The sequence below is a fragment of the Eisenbergiella massiliensis genome (assembly GCF_003435485.1).
Window position 1 is genome coordinate 16,714 of sequence record NZ_QVLV01000030.1, and the last position, 14,246, is coordinate 30,959.

Below are 14,246 nucleotides of genomic sequence, written 5' to 3' on the forward strand. Positions count from 1 at the left end.
AACAGCTCAGGACGGCAGAGCCATTCAAGAAGATGCGCCCTCCCGGACAGTTGCTATAATGAGTGAAGTAACAGATTATAAAAGACAGGCGGACAGAACATGGAAGAAAGATGGAAAACCGGCAGAACGGAGGACGGGCGCATGCTCCTGTGCGGCGCCAACTCCTATGAGCAGAAATATTATTTTAACCCTGATTTTAACAAACTGCCCCAGTCCGTTCAGGACGAGCTGCATATCCTTTGCGTGCTTTACACTGAGGAAGTGGGCGGTATTTTTACCATACTCTTTGAACCGGACGGCGGCGTGACCCTGGAAACCACGGCTGCCGAAGAGGATTTCCTCTATGATGAGGTGAGCAGCGGGCTTCTTCTGGGTGAAATCAGAAGAAAAAGAAGGGAACTTCTTGAGTCCCTCAGCCTTTATTACAGAGCCATGGTGCTCCATGAAAACGTAGCGGATTTCCTGGATGAAGAAGAATAGAACAGGAGAACAGCATGATATTAGTAATTGATGTAGGCAATACCAATATTACCTTCGGCGTATACGAAGGGAAAAAATTAGTCACCACCTTCCGCATGATGTCCAAGCTGCCCCACACCTCGGACGAATACGGAATGAGCATCAGGCAGCTGCTGATGTTTGACGGAATCTCCAAAGAGCAGATTGAGGGAACCATCCTGGCAAGCGTGGTCCCCAATATCATGCATTCCCTTGTGGGCGGCATTACGCGCTACCTGGGAACCCCGCCCCTCATTGTGGGAGCAGGCACAAAGACCGGTATCCGCATCATCACCGAAAGCCCCAAGGAAATCGGCCCCGACCGTATTGTAGACGCAGTGGCGGCCTATGAAAAGTACGGCGGCCCCGTCCTTGTGCTTGACTTCGGAACGGCAACCACCTATGACTATGTCACTGCAGACGGCTGCTTTGCTGCGGGCATTACGGCTCCCGGCATCCGTATTTCGGCCAAGGCCCTCTGGGAAGATACAGCCAGGCTCCCTGTAGTGGAGATTAAGAAGCCCAAAAGCATCCTGGCCCAGGAAACCATCTCCAGTATGCAGGCAGGCCTTGTCTATGGCCAGATAGGACAGACCGAATATATCGTCAATGCCGTAAAAAGGGAAACCGGCCTGCCGGATATGAAGGTAGTGGCTACCGGCGGCCTGGGCCGTATTATTGCCGACGAAACAGACGTCATAGATATCTACGACGCTGCCCTTACCATGGAAGGCCTGCGTTATATTTACGAAAAGAACCGCAGATAGCTTCACGGATTATCGAATTCCGAAGCAGCCTGCAGGGACAAAATTCCGGGGCGTCATCCCTCTCATGAAAGGAATGTAAAGATGGCAAAAGTGCAAATTGGCAATGTGACTTTGGAAAACCAGGTATTTCTGGCACCAATGGCAGGCGTAACCGACCTGCCATTTCGTCTGCTCTGCCGCGAAATGGGAACCGGCCTCGTATGCAGCGAAATGGTGAGCGCCAAAGCCATATATTATAAAAACAAGAATACGGAAAGCCTTTTGGAAATCCATGAAAAGGAACGCCCTGTTTCTCTTCAGCTCTTCGGCTCCGATCCGGAACTGATGGCGGAAATGGCAAAAAGAATTGAAGAAAGGCCTTTTTCCATTCTGGATATCAATATGGGCTGCCCTGTACCCAAGGTGGTAAATAATGGAGAAGGCTCCGCCCTCATGAAGGATCCTCTTCTTGCAGGAAAAATTATTTCGGCCGTGGCCGGAGCGATTCATAAGCCCGTAACCGTTAAAATCAGGAAGGGCTTTGACGACAGCTGCGTCAATGCGGTGGAAATCGCCCGTATTGCCCAGGAAAGCGGCGCTGCCGCTGTAGCGGTGCATGGCAGGACAAGAGAGCAGTATTACGCCGGACAAGCGGATTGGGACATCATTGCCCGGGTAAAGGCGGCGGTAAGCATACCAGTAATCGGAAACGGTGATGTGACCGGACCGGAGGCGGCGGAGCGCATGCTGAAGGAAACAGGCTGCGATGCGGTGCTTATCGGACGGGCAGCCAGAGGAAACCCATGGATTTTCCGCCGAACCATTCACTATCTGGATACCGGCGAGCTGCTGCCCAGTCCACCCATAGAGGAGGTGCGGGAGATGATGCTGAGGCATGCCGCCCTTTTGACGGAGTATAAGGGAGAATATACGGCTATCCGGGAAATGCGCAAGCATGTCTGCTGGTATACAGCCGGCTATCCTCATTCCGCCAGGCTGAGGGAACGCATCAATGAAATGGAGACAATGCAGGAGCTGGAGGCGGTCATCCGCGGCTGAGCCTGTGCAAAGCCATCTTTTAAAAAAAGCCTTTCGGGAATCGCCAATGTAAAGTCACCTTCCGGGAACCGTCTTCTGGGAATTGCCTTCCAGAAAGCCTTTTTGTGAAATTCCCTTTTGAAAATAAAAAAGCGCTGCATGAAAACAGGGCGAACAGCATACCCTTAACCATGGTATATATAGATGCTTTTTTACCCTGGGACAGGGATATGGCAAAAAGAGCCCGGCATACCGGGAAGGGATTTATCCGGCGGCGGATCATGGGAAACAGGCCATTGGAGTGGACCGTTTCAGAGGAGGAAATACAGTTCAGGTTTCACATGCTTCCCGAAGGCTGGATGAAAAAGACGGAAAAGCTCTGCGGACGGCTGTTGGAGGCTGTGGCCGAAGCTCCGGGAGGAAATCAGATCTGGATGGCGCCGGAGCTTAGGAATATCCTGGGAAAAACTAAGGCCGGTGCGGTATTTAGTTCCCTGCCTGTTCCGGAGCCTGCGTTAATGCGCCTTCTTTGGAAGCAGCAGGGATTCTTTCCGTATATGACCATAATTATGCCTGATTTCGGGAAGGAAGACTTTTATGAGGAAATAGAAGCGGAGGCGGAGCTTGTCAGGGAATTTCTGGAAGGTGATTATGACGGGCTGAACGGCCTTCTGCTGGTCAGCCGGGCGCTGGAGGGCGGCCTGCAGATCTCCCTGGAGGAGGAAGTCCCTTACTACAGCCATATCTATCAGGATACGGGACTCCCGGTCATCTGTGCAGGCAGCCCGGCTGTTGCGGGTTCCCGGGGAAGCATATGTATTGATATGCGGCCCGGTTACAGGATTGCGTTCCGCCGTCTGCCGGAGAATACGATCTATCTGGATATGACCTCGGAGGCGGAGAAGGAACGGCTGCTTTGTGCCAAAAGAAAGGATATTTCTTATGTGAGTGCTTTGAATATTCTTGACACTTATGTGAGAAAAAGGTATAATACGAACCGTTACCAGGAGTCTGATGATAATCAGCCGTATAAGTAGAAACGTTTTTACAGACTGCGGAACGCGGAATATGGTCAGACAGTTAAATTGAAGACTAGATGAGGCAGGCGGAACGGATATGGCAATGCTTATGTGAAGGCACTGCCATATTCTAATGCTGACCGTAAATTATAGTATGTCCGTTCCGGCAGGAGCGCGGGCGGGAAAAGGAATCTGCAGGAATAAGAAAGGGAGAGAAACATGGAAGAGAAGAAAAATATCCTTACCTATGAAGGACTTCGCAAGTATGAGGATGAACTGCATAACCTGAAGGTGGTTAAGAGACAGGAAGTGGCTCAGAAGATCAAAGAGGCAAGAGAGCAGGGCGACCTCTCCGAAAATGCGGAATACGATGCTGCAAAGGACGAGCAGCGCGATATCGAAGCAAGAATTGAAGAGCTGGAGAAGATCCTGAAGAATGCGGAAGTAGTCGTGGAAGACGAAGTGGATCTGGAGAAGATCAACATCGGCTGCCGCGTTAAAATTCTGGACATGGAATATAATGAAGAAATGGAATACAAGATTGTCGGTTCCACCGAGGCAAACAGCCTGAAGGGAAAGATCTCTAACGAATCTCCCGTAGGCAAGGCTCTTATCGGCGCTAAGGTAGGGGATATTGTAGAAGTGGAAACGCAGGCAGGCACCATCACATATAAGGTACTGGAGATTCAGCGTTCCAACTGATTCCGGAAGAATATCGGTATGACTGGAATATACGCTTTTAAGGACACTTTCAGAAGAAAATCTGAGAGTGTCTTTTTTTGCGATGGCACGAGGTTTTCATTGTATATCAACAACTATGGAAAATGGTGGATGCAACAGCCCTCCTGATACTTCCGCCCGCAGAGACCCAAACGGGGTGTGAACAGTAACAGCAAAAAGTGACAGGCGGCTATCAGTACCAGATGGAGGCCGTATTCCGCGCGCTGCAGATTGGCTGGAGCAAGGAAAAAATCGGATCCCATATCATCCGTAACAACGAGATTTACGATTGCGGACAGAACGGCGTGGTGGGCCATATGGGCTGTGTATTCAGTGAGATTACCAATAACCACATATACAATATTGCTGTAAAGCATGAATATTTCGGTTATGAAATCGCGGGCATTAAGCTTCACGCCGCCATTGATGTGCAGGTATGCCATAACCACATCCACAACTGCACGCTGGGCGCCTGGTTTGACTGGCAGGCACAGGGCACGAGGGTTGGCAGCAACCTGTTCTATGAAAATGACAGGGATCTGATGGTGGAGGTTTCCCATGGCCCTTACATGGTTGATAATAACATTTTTGCCTCTGATTATAACTTTGACAACATTGCCCAGGGCGGCGCGTATGTGAATAACCTGTGCTGCGGCACCATGCGCAGGGAGCCGGTACTGAACCGTTCCACGCCTTACCATTTCCCTCATACCACGCAGGTGGCGGGAACCACGCTTGTTTACGGCGGGGACGACAGGCTGTATCAGAATATTTTCCTGGGAGGCACTAAGACCTACACGGAACAGTCCCTGAACGGGACCGCGGGCTATGACGGCTCCCCTGTTTCCCTTGAGGAATATGTGGAAGAGGTAACCGCCCTTGGCAACGGGGATGTGGAAATGTTTGAAAAGGTAAACCAGCCGGTATTTATCAATGGCAACGCTTATCTTAAGGGAGCGCCGGCCTTTGCCAGGGAGGAAGACAATTACCTGAGCGAGGGCGATCCGCAGGTTAAAATTTCGGTGGAGGGAGACAGCGTTTACCTGGAAATGAATGTGGAAAAGGATATGCTTTCCATCCCTACGGAAATTATTGATACGGAAAAACTGGGAATGGTCCGCCTTGTGGAAGCGCCGTTTGACGATCCTGATGGAAATCCGATTGTACTGGATAAGGATTATCTTGGGAAAACCAGAAAAGCAGGCTCTCCGGCAGGACCGCTGGAGGAGCTGAAGGAAGGCTTCAACCGGGTTAAGGTCTGGGGATAAGAGACTGACATCAGGGACAGGCTGTGGATAAATAATAGAAATCAGGCAAAGCCCTGAAAAAAACAGTGTCACGCACAAAGCCGGTTAAGAACCGCAAAGCTGCATGGCACTGTTTTTTGTGATAATGACTTTAAAAAAGTGATTCAGAAGTGCTAAAATCCATCGCCGAAGGCAATTAAGGAAGAATTCTGGCAGTCACTGTGAAGGGATACAGTGACAGGGGATGTTTTCAAATAATGGATGGGATCAGCTCAGCCAGCGCACGCGCCAGAAGCTCATGGCTTTTTTTATCCAGATGCATATAATCATTGGGATGCATCCGTATTCCGTCAATGGCGCCGGCGTCCAGGAAGCTGCAGCCAATCCGTTTTGCCAGGTCTTCGTACCAGAAGGCCAGCTGCCTTGATTTCTCCACACAGCCCGGCCCCATTTCATTGGCGGCGGAGGTTGATGCGTAGCCCTCCTCAATCGGGGCGGGGGCGATAAGCAGCAGCCTGGGGCCGCTCCGGAAGGCGCCCGTAGTGGACATGGCTTTGCCTGCCAGGCGTTCCAGCCCTTTGGCGATGTTCTCCGCATTGCAGCAGAAGCGGGCTTTCGTGTCATTTGTCCCCAGCATGATAATCAGCAGATCCACCGGCTCATGTGTCAGCAGACACTGGGTAATGGCGGACAGGCCGTTCAAACCTTCGAAAAGGGGATCGTCAAAAACGGTAGTCCTGCCGCTCAGTCCCTCCTCCATCACCCGGTATTCATTTCCAAGGTACTGCTCCAGCAGACAGGTCCAGCGTTCCTCCTCACTGAACCGGCCTCCGGTCTGCGAACAGTAGCCATGCGTATTGGAGTCGCCAAAAGCGACAATGGTCTTTTTCATCTTTCCCTCCTGCATATCGGATATCTGACTGCGATACTTCATCAGTCTGTTCCAGTATTAAATATCAGATCTGCCTACCATTTTTTTGTTTCCTCCACAGCGTTGCGTATATCCTGATAGAGGCTGATAATCGCCGGATCCTTTTCGTCAACAGGCAGGAAAGGGAGCCTGGGATCACCGATGTCCACGCCGTCCAAACGGATAATGGTCTTGCATGCGCCGTGCATGGAAGGGAAGGAGCACAGCCGGTAAATAAATTGTGTTATCTTAATCTGCAGCTGCTGCGCCTTTGCAATTTCCCCTCTGCGGATCAGGTCTTCCAGCTTCAGGTACAGCTCTGGCATGGAACCGTAGGTTCCGCCGATTCCCGCGTCCGCACCCATCAGCCTTCCAGCGAGATACTGCTCGTCCGGGCCGTTGAAAACAATGAAATCCTCACCGCCGGCCTGTTTGAAGCGGAGGATGTCATGGCAAGGTTCTGAGGAACATTTTACGCCTGCAACCCGCTCGTTGGCAAGCATCCGTTCAAAAAGTTCCATGGAAAGATTAAAACTGGTCAGCTGCGGTATGTTATAAATGAAAAAGGGCAGGTCGGCGGCTTCCGTAATTGCCGTCCAGTGGCGGTATACGCTTTCCTCGCCCAGATGATAGTAGACGCAGGGCACCGCGCTGGTTGCATCCGCGCCGGCCTTCTGCGCATGCCTTGCCAGCTCCGCCGCATGCCTGGTGTCAGGACAGCCCACATGGACTATAACGGCCATTTCCTCTCCGGCCTCTTCTTTAACCGCTTCCACTACAGCCATTCTTTCCCGGCTGTCCAGCAGAAAACCCTCGCCGGTGCTTCCGCATAAATAAAGGCTCTTAATGCCTTTATTTATATAGTAGCGGGTAAGCCTTCTGGCGGCGGCCAAATCCACCTCGCCGGATTTGGTGAAAGGGGTGTTGAGCGCTACGGTTACATTGCGGAAGCGTGATACATCGTATTTTGACATGATTTTTTCCCTCTTTTCTTTTTGCCTGTGAAAATTGTTCAGTAACCTGGCAGTTACCTGTTATTCAATTTTATGGCTTTTTTCAGATGAGGAAATTATAGCATTATGATATGGTGAAAACAACAAAATAAAAGATTTTTCTTTCATTCGTATAATATTGAAAAAGTTTTCCCTATATGCTATAGTCGGTTTATACGAAAACACAAAAAAATATCAACTGCAAATCAGGACGATACGTCCAAAACCATGGAAGCTTAACCGGACAGCATCAAAGGCTCTGATTTGTATGCGCGCCTCAGGGCGCAGATGGGAGTAAAGATGACACAACAGGAAATTATGGATCAGATTCATGGTAAGCTGATTGTATCCTGCCAGGCGTTAAAGGAAGAACCTCTGTACAGCTCCTACATTATGTCACGTATGGCATATGCGGCCATGGAAGGAGGGGCGGCCGGAATCAGGGCAAATACCGTGGAAGATATTACGGCAATTAAAAAGACAGTAACGCTTCCTGTGATTGGTATAATAAAAGAAGTTTATCCCGGCTGCGAAATCTACATAACACCGACAATGAAAGAGGTGGATGCGCTGGCTTCCTGTGGCTGTGAAATTATTGCCGCGGATGCTACGATGCGGCTTCGGCCGGACGGGAAAACCCTGGATGAATTTTTTAATGAAGTACGGAAGAAATATCCGGCTCAGCTTTTTATGGCTGACTGCTCCACAATAGAGGAAGGAATGCACGCGGCTCAGCTCGGCTTTGATTTTATTGGCACCACACTGAGCGGCTATACCTCCTATACGAAAGGGAGCCGGCTGCCCGATTATTCCATGATGAAAACGCTGGCGGAGGAATGCGGCAGACCTGTGATTGCGGAAGGCGGCATCTGGTGTCCTGAGGATCTGGGCAGGGCGCTTGATACAGGCGCTTTTGCGGCAGTTGTGGGTACGGCGGTGACAAGGCCCAGGGAGATAACAAGACGTTTTGTACAGGCGATTGCCATGAGAGAGGCAAAGTGACGGAAACTTTTTTCAGAAATGTAACAATGGACTGGAACTGTATGGCAGAAGGCTGTCCGGCCTTTTCCTGCAGTTCTTTTTTGACCGGAACCATTTAGCGGGGCGGAAACGGAGGAAGACTGTGATTTATGATACACTGGACAGAATCGGAGAATACAGAGGGATGGGAGAGTGGCTTGACAGAGCTATAGATTTTCTGGAAAATACGGATATGGAGAGGCTTCCGTCCGGCAGAACGGAAATAGCGGGAACGGACTGCTTCATCAACGTAATGGAGACGGTGACAAAGGAGGAAACGCAGGCGGATTTTGAAGTCCACAGAAAATATATGGATATCCAGATTGATCTTGAGGGAATGGAAGAAATCCAGATCGGAGGAACCACGGAGGGGGAAAAATTTCCCTACTCAGAAGAAATGGATTTTGGCACCGTATTGTGTGAAAAGAAAGCGGCCTGTCTCCTGGGCCGGGGTCGGTTTATCCTGTGCATGGCGGGAGAACCGCACAAACCGGGTGTGGCGGCAGGAGAACCGGGCCGTCTGAAAAAATGCGTGATAAAGGTAAGGGTATAACTGCGCAAAAGCGTGGGGATGGGAGCAAATATGAAAATTGCGGTGCTGGATATCGGGGGGACTTCTATAAAGGCGGGAATATATGAAAACGGCAGTCTCAGGGATTGCAGGGAATTTGCTACGGATGCGTACCTGGGCGGGGAAAGCGTTATGAGGAAAGCGATAGGGATTCTGAAGGGCTGCTGCGGTTTTGAACGGATAGGAATCAGTACGGCGGGGCAGGTGGATTCTTCCGCGGGGGTGATACGCTTCGCCAATTCCAATATCCCGGGGTATACAGGAACACGGATTCGGGATATAATGGAAAAGGAATTCCGGGTGCCGGTGGCCGTGGAGAATGATGTGAACGCCGCGGCACTGGGAGAAGCGGCATTCGGCGCTGGACAGAGCTTCCGGGATTTTCTGATGCTCACCTATGGAACAGGCGTGGGCGGCGCGGTGGTTATGGACGGCGGCATTTATACCGGCGGCAGCTTTTCGGCAGGAGAAGTGGGCGGCATGGTGGTTCATGGCGGGCAACGTGATGCGGAAGCTGATATTTTCAGCGGCTGCTACGAACGGTACGCGTCCGTCACGGCGCTGGTTAATGCCGCGGGGAAGCTGGACGCTTCACTGACGGACGGCCGGCATATTTTTGCCAGGATTGGGGAACCACAGATCCGGGAAACCGTGGACAGCTGGATTGATGAAATCCTTTACGGGCTGATAACCTTAATACATATTTTCAACCCTCCCTGCGTAATACTGGGAGGCGGTGTGATGAGCCAGACATATATTATAGAAGAAATCCGGAAAAAACTGGGAAAGCAGATTATGCCCAGCTTCCGGGATGTGGTCATCCTGCCTGCGCAGCTTAAGAATACGGCCGGCCTGCTGGGAGCGGGCAAATGCGCGGAAGGAGCGGATACTCTGCATGGAAAGTGAGGGGCAGTGTGAACAGCGACAATTTTATCCTACAGATTAAGGCATCCTACAATCAGTTCACCAAGGCGGAAAAAAAGGTGGCTGATTACGTCATAGCAAACCAGAGCGGTGTGCTGTATATGTCGATTACGGATTTGGCGGATGCATGCAGGGTGGGCGACACCAGTGTGTACCGGTTTTGCCGTACCATGAAGCTCCAGGGCTATCAGGAATTTAAGATGAAAATGTCCTTAAGCCAGGCGGCGGCAGCGCCGGCAAAGCCTTCCCCACAGTCGCCGTATGACAATCTGGGAAGCATGGCTGAGAAGATTATGGAGCTTCATATGGAAGCGATTAAGGAAACCTACATGCTTCTTGACAGGGATAATTTTGAAAAAACGCTGGATATGTTTGAAAAGGCGGAGCGGGTTCATTTTTTCGGGATCGGCGACAGCCTTCTGACGGCAGAGGAAGCCAGGAATAAATTCCTCCGCGTTACCAACAAGGTAAGCTGCATTACGGATCCCCATATGCAGTCCATGGCGGCCTCCCTCTGCGGCAAGGAAGATTTGATTGTGATTATTTCCTATTCCGGGGCGACCAAGGACAATATCCATGTAGCCAAGGTGGCAAAGGAGTCCGGCGCCCGCATTGCCTGTATTACCCATTTTAAAAAATCTCCCCTGACTGCTTACTGTGACTCCATATTGCTGTGCGGATCCAATGAAGGCCCGCTTGAGGGCGGCTCCATGCAGGCCAAAATGAGCCAGCTTTACCTCATTGATCTGCTGTATCAGGAATATTATGAAAGAAATTTCAGGGAATGTAAACGAAATAATGAAGCAACCTCCCAATCGGTGGTGGAAAAATTATATTGAAGATGTATGAAACGCGAAAAATCTGGCAGATGGGGGCGAAAATTAGTCAGAACAGTTACAGTTTTTGCCTTTTCAGGGCCATTTTATAGCAAATTATGACCAATTTATTAAAATATTCGAAATTTTGTTTATTTTTCAAAAGAAATGTTGCAAAATGAAAGGTAGATAGTGTACAATAATCAATGCAAAACCTAAGGGTTAAAAGGTAATGGAGGGATTTGAAATGACCAAAGCACAGATCTTGAAAAAAGAAATTTTAAGCCAGTACAGAAGCGTAAGGCAGTTTGCATTAGAAATGCAGATCCCTTATAGTACTCTGGTTACGGCGCTGGAGAGAGGGATTGACGGAATGGCTTACGGCACAGTCATCAAAATGTGCAACAAGCTTAACCTGAATCCGGTAGACTTCAGTTCTCTGGAAAGAGATACTACCATTAGTGAGCAGCTTCTTGAGAACCGCGTTATGCAGTACTACGTGAAGCTGAATCAGGAGGGAAGGGACAAGATTCTCGGCCTGATGGACGACTTTGTACAGATCAAGAAATACAAAGCAAAATAATGAGGGAGATTATCCATGCATTATGATTATCTGATTGTCGGAACAGGGCTGTTTGGCGCCTGTTTTGCGTACGAGATGCAGCGGGAGCGCAAGACCTGTCTGCTGATCGACAAAAGAGAGCATATTGCCGGGAACATCTACACGGAAGAAAGTATGGGCATCCAGGTACATAAGTACGGTGCCCATATTTTTCATACCTCCGATAAGGAGATATGGGATTATGTAGGACAGTTCGCGGAGTTCAACAATTACATTAATTCACCCCTGGCAGTGTATAAGGATGAGCTTTATAACCTGCCCTTTAATATGAATACATTCAGCAGGATGTGGGGAATCCGGACGCCCGCAGAAGCCAAGGCCATCATTGCGGAGCAGATCAGAGATCTGCATATCGGAGAACCGAAGAACCTGGAAGAACAGGCCCTTTCCCTGGCGGGCAGGGACGTCTACGAGAAGCTGATTAAAGGATATACGGAGAAGCAGTGGGGGAGGGACTGTACCCAGCTCCCTGCGTTTATTATCAAGCGGGTGCCCCTGAGGTTCCGTTATGATAATAATTATTTCAATGATCCTTATCAGGGAATACCCAAGGGCGGCTATACCGCCATTGTGGAGAAAATGCTGGCGGGCAGCGACGTGCGCACCGGCATTACCTACCGGGACTTCCTGAAGGAAAACGAAGAAAGCGCGCAGCCGTGCACCTGGGACAAGGTTCTCTATACAGGAATGATAGATGAATATTTTGATTATTGCCTGGGCGCTTTGGAATACCGTTCCCTCCGGTTTGAAACACAGGAGCTTCCTGATGTGGATAACTTCCAGGGAAATGCAGTGGTCAATTATACGGAACGGGAGGTTCCCTACACCCGGATTATTGAGCATAAGCATTTTGAATTCGGGACACAGCCTGGTACGGTGATTACCAGGGAATACCCTGCAGAGTGGCGCAGAGGGGACGAACCATATTATCCGGTAAATGATGAAAAGAATACAAAGCTGTATGCCGGATACCTGGAACTGGCCGGAAAAGAAAAAAATGTGCTGTTCGGCGGCAGGCTGGGGCAGTACCGTTATTATGATATGGATAAGGTCATACGGGCGGCGCTGGATATGGTCCGCAGTGAGCTTGCGGCAGAATAAATCCCGGTTACCGAACAGGCTGTTTTTCGGACTGTAAGGATAAAAGTATAAGCACGGCTGAAAAAAAGATTGCACTTTTTTCAGGCCGTGCTATAATATTATTTAAATAATTTGAATATCAAACTATTAAATATTCAAATAGTTAGATTAACAAGAAATTCAGGAGGACTGCACATGAATTGGGAACAGGCAAACCGGAATCTGGACGAAAGAAGACAGAAGGCGCTGCTGGGCGGCGGACAGTCTAAGATAGATAAACAGCATGCGGGAGGAAAGCTCACCGCGCGGGAGAGGCTGGAGCTTTTATTTGATCAGGGAAGCTTTGTGGAAACGGACGCTTTTATCGAATCCAGGATTGATGACTTTGATCTGGATAAAAGAAGGGTGCCGGGGGACGGCGTGGTGACCGGCTACGGTTACGTGGACGGAAGGCTTGTTTTCGCTGCCAGTGAAGACTTTACGGTAATCGGAGGAACGCTGGGCGAGTACCATTCCATGAAAATCTGCCGTCTGCAGGATATGGCGATGGAGATGAAGGCCCCGCTTGTATGCATCAATGACAGCGGCGGAGCCAGGATTGAGGAAGGCATCAGCTCCTTAAGCGGCTATGCGGGCATGTTCCTGCGTCATACCAAGGCCTCCGGCGTGATTCCCCAGATTGCGGTGATTCTTGGCCCCTGCTCCGGCGGCGCCTGCTATGCGCCCGCTATCTGCGATTTTATTTTCATGGTGAGGGAGACCTCCAAGATGTTCATTACCGGGCCGAATGTGGTGAAGACGGTTATCAATGAGGAAACAACGGTAGAAGAGCTGGGCGGTGCGCAAGTGCATGCCAGGAAGAGCGGCGTTTCCCATTTTACCTATGATACGGAAGGGGAGTGCCTGATGGGAGTGCGAAAGCTCCTGAACTACCTGCCTTCCAATTTTGAAGAAAAAGCGCCGGTCATCCGTCCGGAGGAAAAAAGGGCGCTGGCAAAGAACGTAAATAAAGTGCTGGAGCATGTGGGGCATCTGGGCCGGCGCATCCACAGCGGGAAAAAGGGGACGGAGAATCCCTGTGCCGGGCTGGAAGAGATTGTGCCGGATAATTCCAGGCGTTCCTATGATGTAAAGGAAGTCATTGCATGTGTTGCGGACCGGAACAGCTTCTTTGAGGTGCAGCAGGAATTCGCTCCCAATGCAGTGGTGGGCTTTGCCAGGATGGAGGGGGAAACTGTGGGCTTTGTGGCGAACCAGCCTGCGGTCATGGGCGGCTCCCTGGATTACCATGCTTCCGATAAAATTGCCCGCTTCATCCGTTTCTGCGACTGCTTCGGCCTGCCCATTCTGACGCTGGTGGATGTGCCCGCCTTTTTGCCGGGAACCGCGCAGGAACACAGCGGAATCATCCGCCACGGAGCGAAGGTGCTGTATGCGTATTCCGAAGCTACTGTGCCTAAGATTTCACTGATTATGAGAAAAGCCTACGGCGGCGCTTACATTGCCATGAACTCCAGGGAAATGGGCGCGGACTATGTCTATGCCTGGCCCATTGCGGAGATTGCGGTTATGGGCGCGGAAGGCGCGGTCAACATCGCCTTCAAACGGAAAATAAAGTCCGCTTCCGATCCGGAGGCCATGCGCGCGCAGTGCATCAGGGAATATGAGGAACGTTTTTTGAACCCCTATGTGGCGGCGGCCAGAGGCTTTGTGGATGAGGTGATTAAGCCGGAGGAGACAAGGGAAAAGCTGCTGTGCGCACTGAAGGCCTTCCGGGGAAAGAAGGAAGAGGCCCCGAAGAAAAAGCACGGCAATATCCCTCTGTAAGGATAACATTCGGGTAGGAATGATATTACAGTATCAAGTAAGATATTTCTTTTTATTATACAGCGCGTTTTCCCACAATATAGCGAATTACGTTGCTTTTATGCAGAAAAAACGGTATAAATATAATGTATGCATAATAGACAGCGTCTCCCTGAGGGGGACAGAGGAGTGACTGGTGCCCGGGTTTCCCGGCACTGGTTAAAAAGGACGGGAAAAG

Annotated in this window: 15 protein-coding genes; 13 read left to right on the plus strand and 2 right to left on the minus strand. The window is 50.3% G+C overall.

Annotated elements, in window-relative coordinates; all coding sequences use genetic code 11:
- Positions 1-99 precede the first annotated feature (99 nt).
- The 6 genes from DXC51_RS25955 to DXC51_RS25980 all read left to right on the plus strand — a co-directional run bounded on the left by DXC51_RS25955 (position 100) and on the right by DXC51_RS25980 (position 5,289).
- Positions 100-480, plus strand: a complete 381-nt coding sequence (locus DXC51_RS25955; protein ID WP_021636806.1) for a DUF6145 family protein — start codon at positions 100-102, stop codon at positions 478-480.
- A 14-nt stretch (positions 481-494) separates the two neighbouring features.
- Complete coding sequence (locus tag DXC51_RS25960) at positions 495-1,265, plus strand: type III pantothenate kinase (protein WP_025487454.1); 771 nt, start codon at positions 495-497, stop codon at positions 1,263-1,265.
- Positions 1,266-1,346: 81 nt separating this feature from the next.
- Entirely contained in the window at positions 1,347-2,303 is a 957-nt protein-coding gene (dusB, locus tag DXC51_RS25965; protein ID WP_102290055.1) for a tRNA dihydrouridine synthase DusB, read from the plus strand.
- Positions 2,304-2,407: 104 nt separating this feature from the next.
- On the plus strand, positions 2,408-3,319 hold the full coding sequence (locus DXC51_RS25970) for a hypothetical protein (RefSeq protein WP_025487453.1): 912 nt from the start codon (positions 2,408-2,410) through the stop codon (positions 3,317-3,319).
- 201 nt (positions 3,320-3,520) lie between these two features.
- On the plus strand, positions 3,521-4,003 hold the full coding sequence (gene greA, locus DXC51_RS25975; protein ID WP_025487452.1) for a transcription elongation factor GreA: 483 nt from the start codon (positions 3,521-3,523) through the stop codon (positions 4,001-4,003).
- 197 nt (positions 4,004-4,200) lie between these two features.
- Complete coding sequence (locus tag DXC51_RS25980; protein ID WP_243003276.1) at positions 4,201-5,289, plus strand: right-handed parallel beta-helix repeat-containing protein; 1,089 nt, start codon at positions 4,201-4,203, stop codon at positions 5,287-5,289.
- 229 nt (positions 5,290-5,518) lie between these two features.
- Here DXC51_RS25980 and DXC51_RS25985 read toward each other — a convergent pair whose 3' ends face one another.
- Both DXC51_RS25985 and DXC51_RS25990 read right to left on the minus strand, forming a co-directional pair.
- Positions 5,519-6,160, minus strand: a complete 642-nt coding sequence (locus DXC51_RS25985) for an SGNH/GDSL hydrolase family protein (protein WP_025487451.1) — start codon at positions 6,158-6,160, stop codon at positions 5,519-5,521.
- A gap of 74 nt (positions 6,161-6,234) precedes the next feature.
- On the minus strand, positions 6,235-7,152 hold the full coding sequence (locus DXC51_RS25990) for a dihydrodipicolinate synthase family protein (RefSeq protein ID WP_117531145.1): 918 nt from the start codon (positions 7,150-7,152) through the stop codon (positions 6,235-6,237).
- A gap of 318 nt (positions 7,153-7,470) precedes the next feature.
- On the opposite strand from DXC51_RS25990, the gene DXC51_RS25995 reads away from it, so the two are divergent.
- From DXC51_RS25995 to DXC51_RS26025, 7 genes are all read left to right on the plus strand, one after another.
- Complete coding sequence (locus DXC51_RS25995) at positions 7,471-8,172, plus strand: N-acetylmannosamine-6-phosphate 2-epimerase (protein WP_025487449.1); 702 nt, start codon at positions 7,471-7,473, stop codon at positions 8,170-8,172.
- A gap of 121 nt (positions 8,173-8,293) precedes the next feature.
- Positions 8,294-8,743, plus strand: coding sequence for a NanQ anomerase/TabA/YiaL family protein (locus DXC51_RS26000; protein WP_021636816.1), 450 nt, complete (start codon positions 8,294-8,296; stop codon positions 8,741-8,743).
- Positions 8,744-8,773: 30 nt separating this feature from the next.
- A complete protein-coding gene (locus DXC51_RS26005) occupies positions 8,774-9,667 on the plus strand; it encodes an ROK family protein (RefSeq protein WP_035322130.1) in 894 nt (297 codons plus the stop codon).
- Positions 9,668-9,675: 8 nt separating this feature from the next.
- Positions 9,676-10,524: a MurR/RpiR family transcriptional regulator gene (locus DXC51_RS26010; RefSeq protein ID WP_035322138.1), complete on the plus strand. Its 849-nt coding sequence runs from the start codon at positions 9,676-9,678 to the stop codon at positions 10,522-10,524.
- A 223-nt stretch (positions 10,525-10,747) separates the two neighbouring features.
- A complete protein-coding gene (locus tag DXC51_RS26015) occupies positions 10,748-11,083 on the plus strand; it encodes a transcriptional regulator (protein ID WP_009256204.1) in 336 nt (111 codons plus the stop codon).
- A 15-nt stretch (positions 11,084-11,098) separates the two neighbouring features.
- A complete protein-coding gene (gene glf / locus DXC51_RS26020) occupies positions 11,099-12,223 on the plus strand; it encodes a UDP-galactopyranose mutase (RefSeq protein WP_021636820.1) in 1,125 nt (374 codons plus the stop codon).
- Positions 12,224-12,397: 174 nt separating this feature from the next.
- On the plus strand, positions 12,398-14,029 hold the full coding sequence (locus DXC51_RS26025; RefSeq protein WP_021636821.1) for an acyl-CoA carboxylase subunit beta: 1,632 nt from the start codon (positions 12,398-12,400) through the stop codon (positions 14,027-14,029).
- The last annotated feature ends 217 nt before the right edge of the window (positions 14,030-14,246 follow it).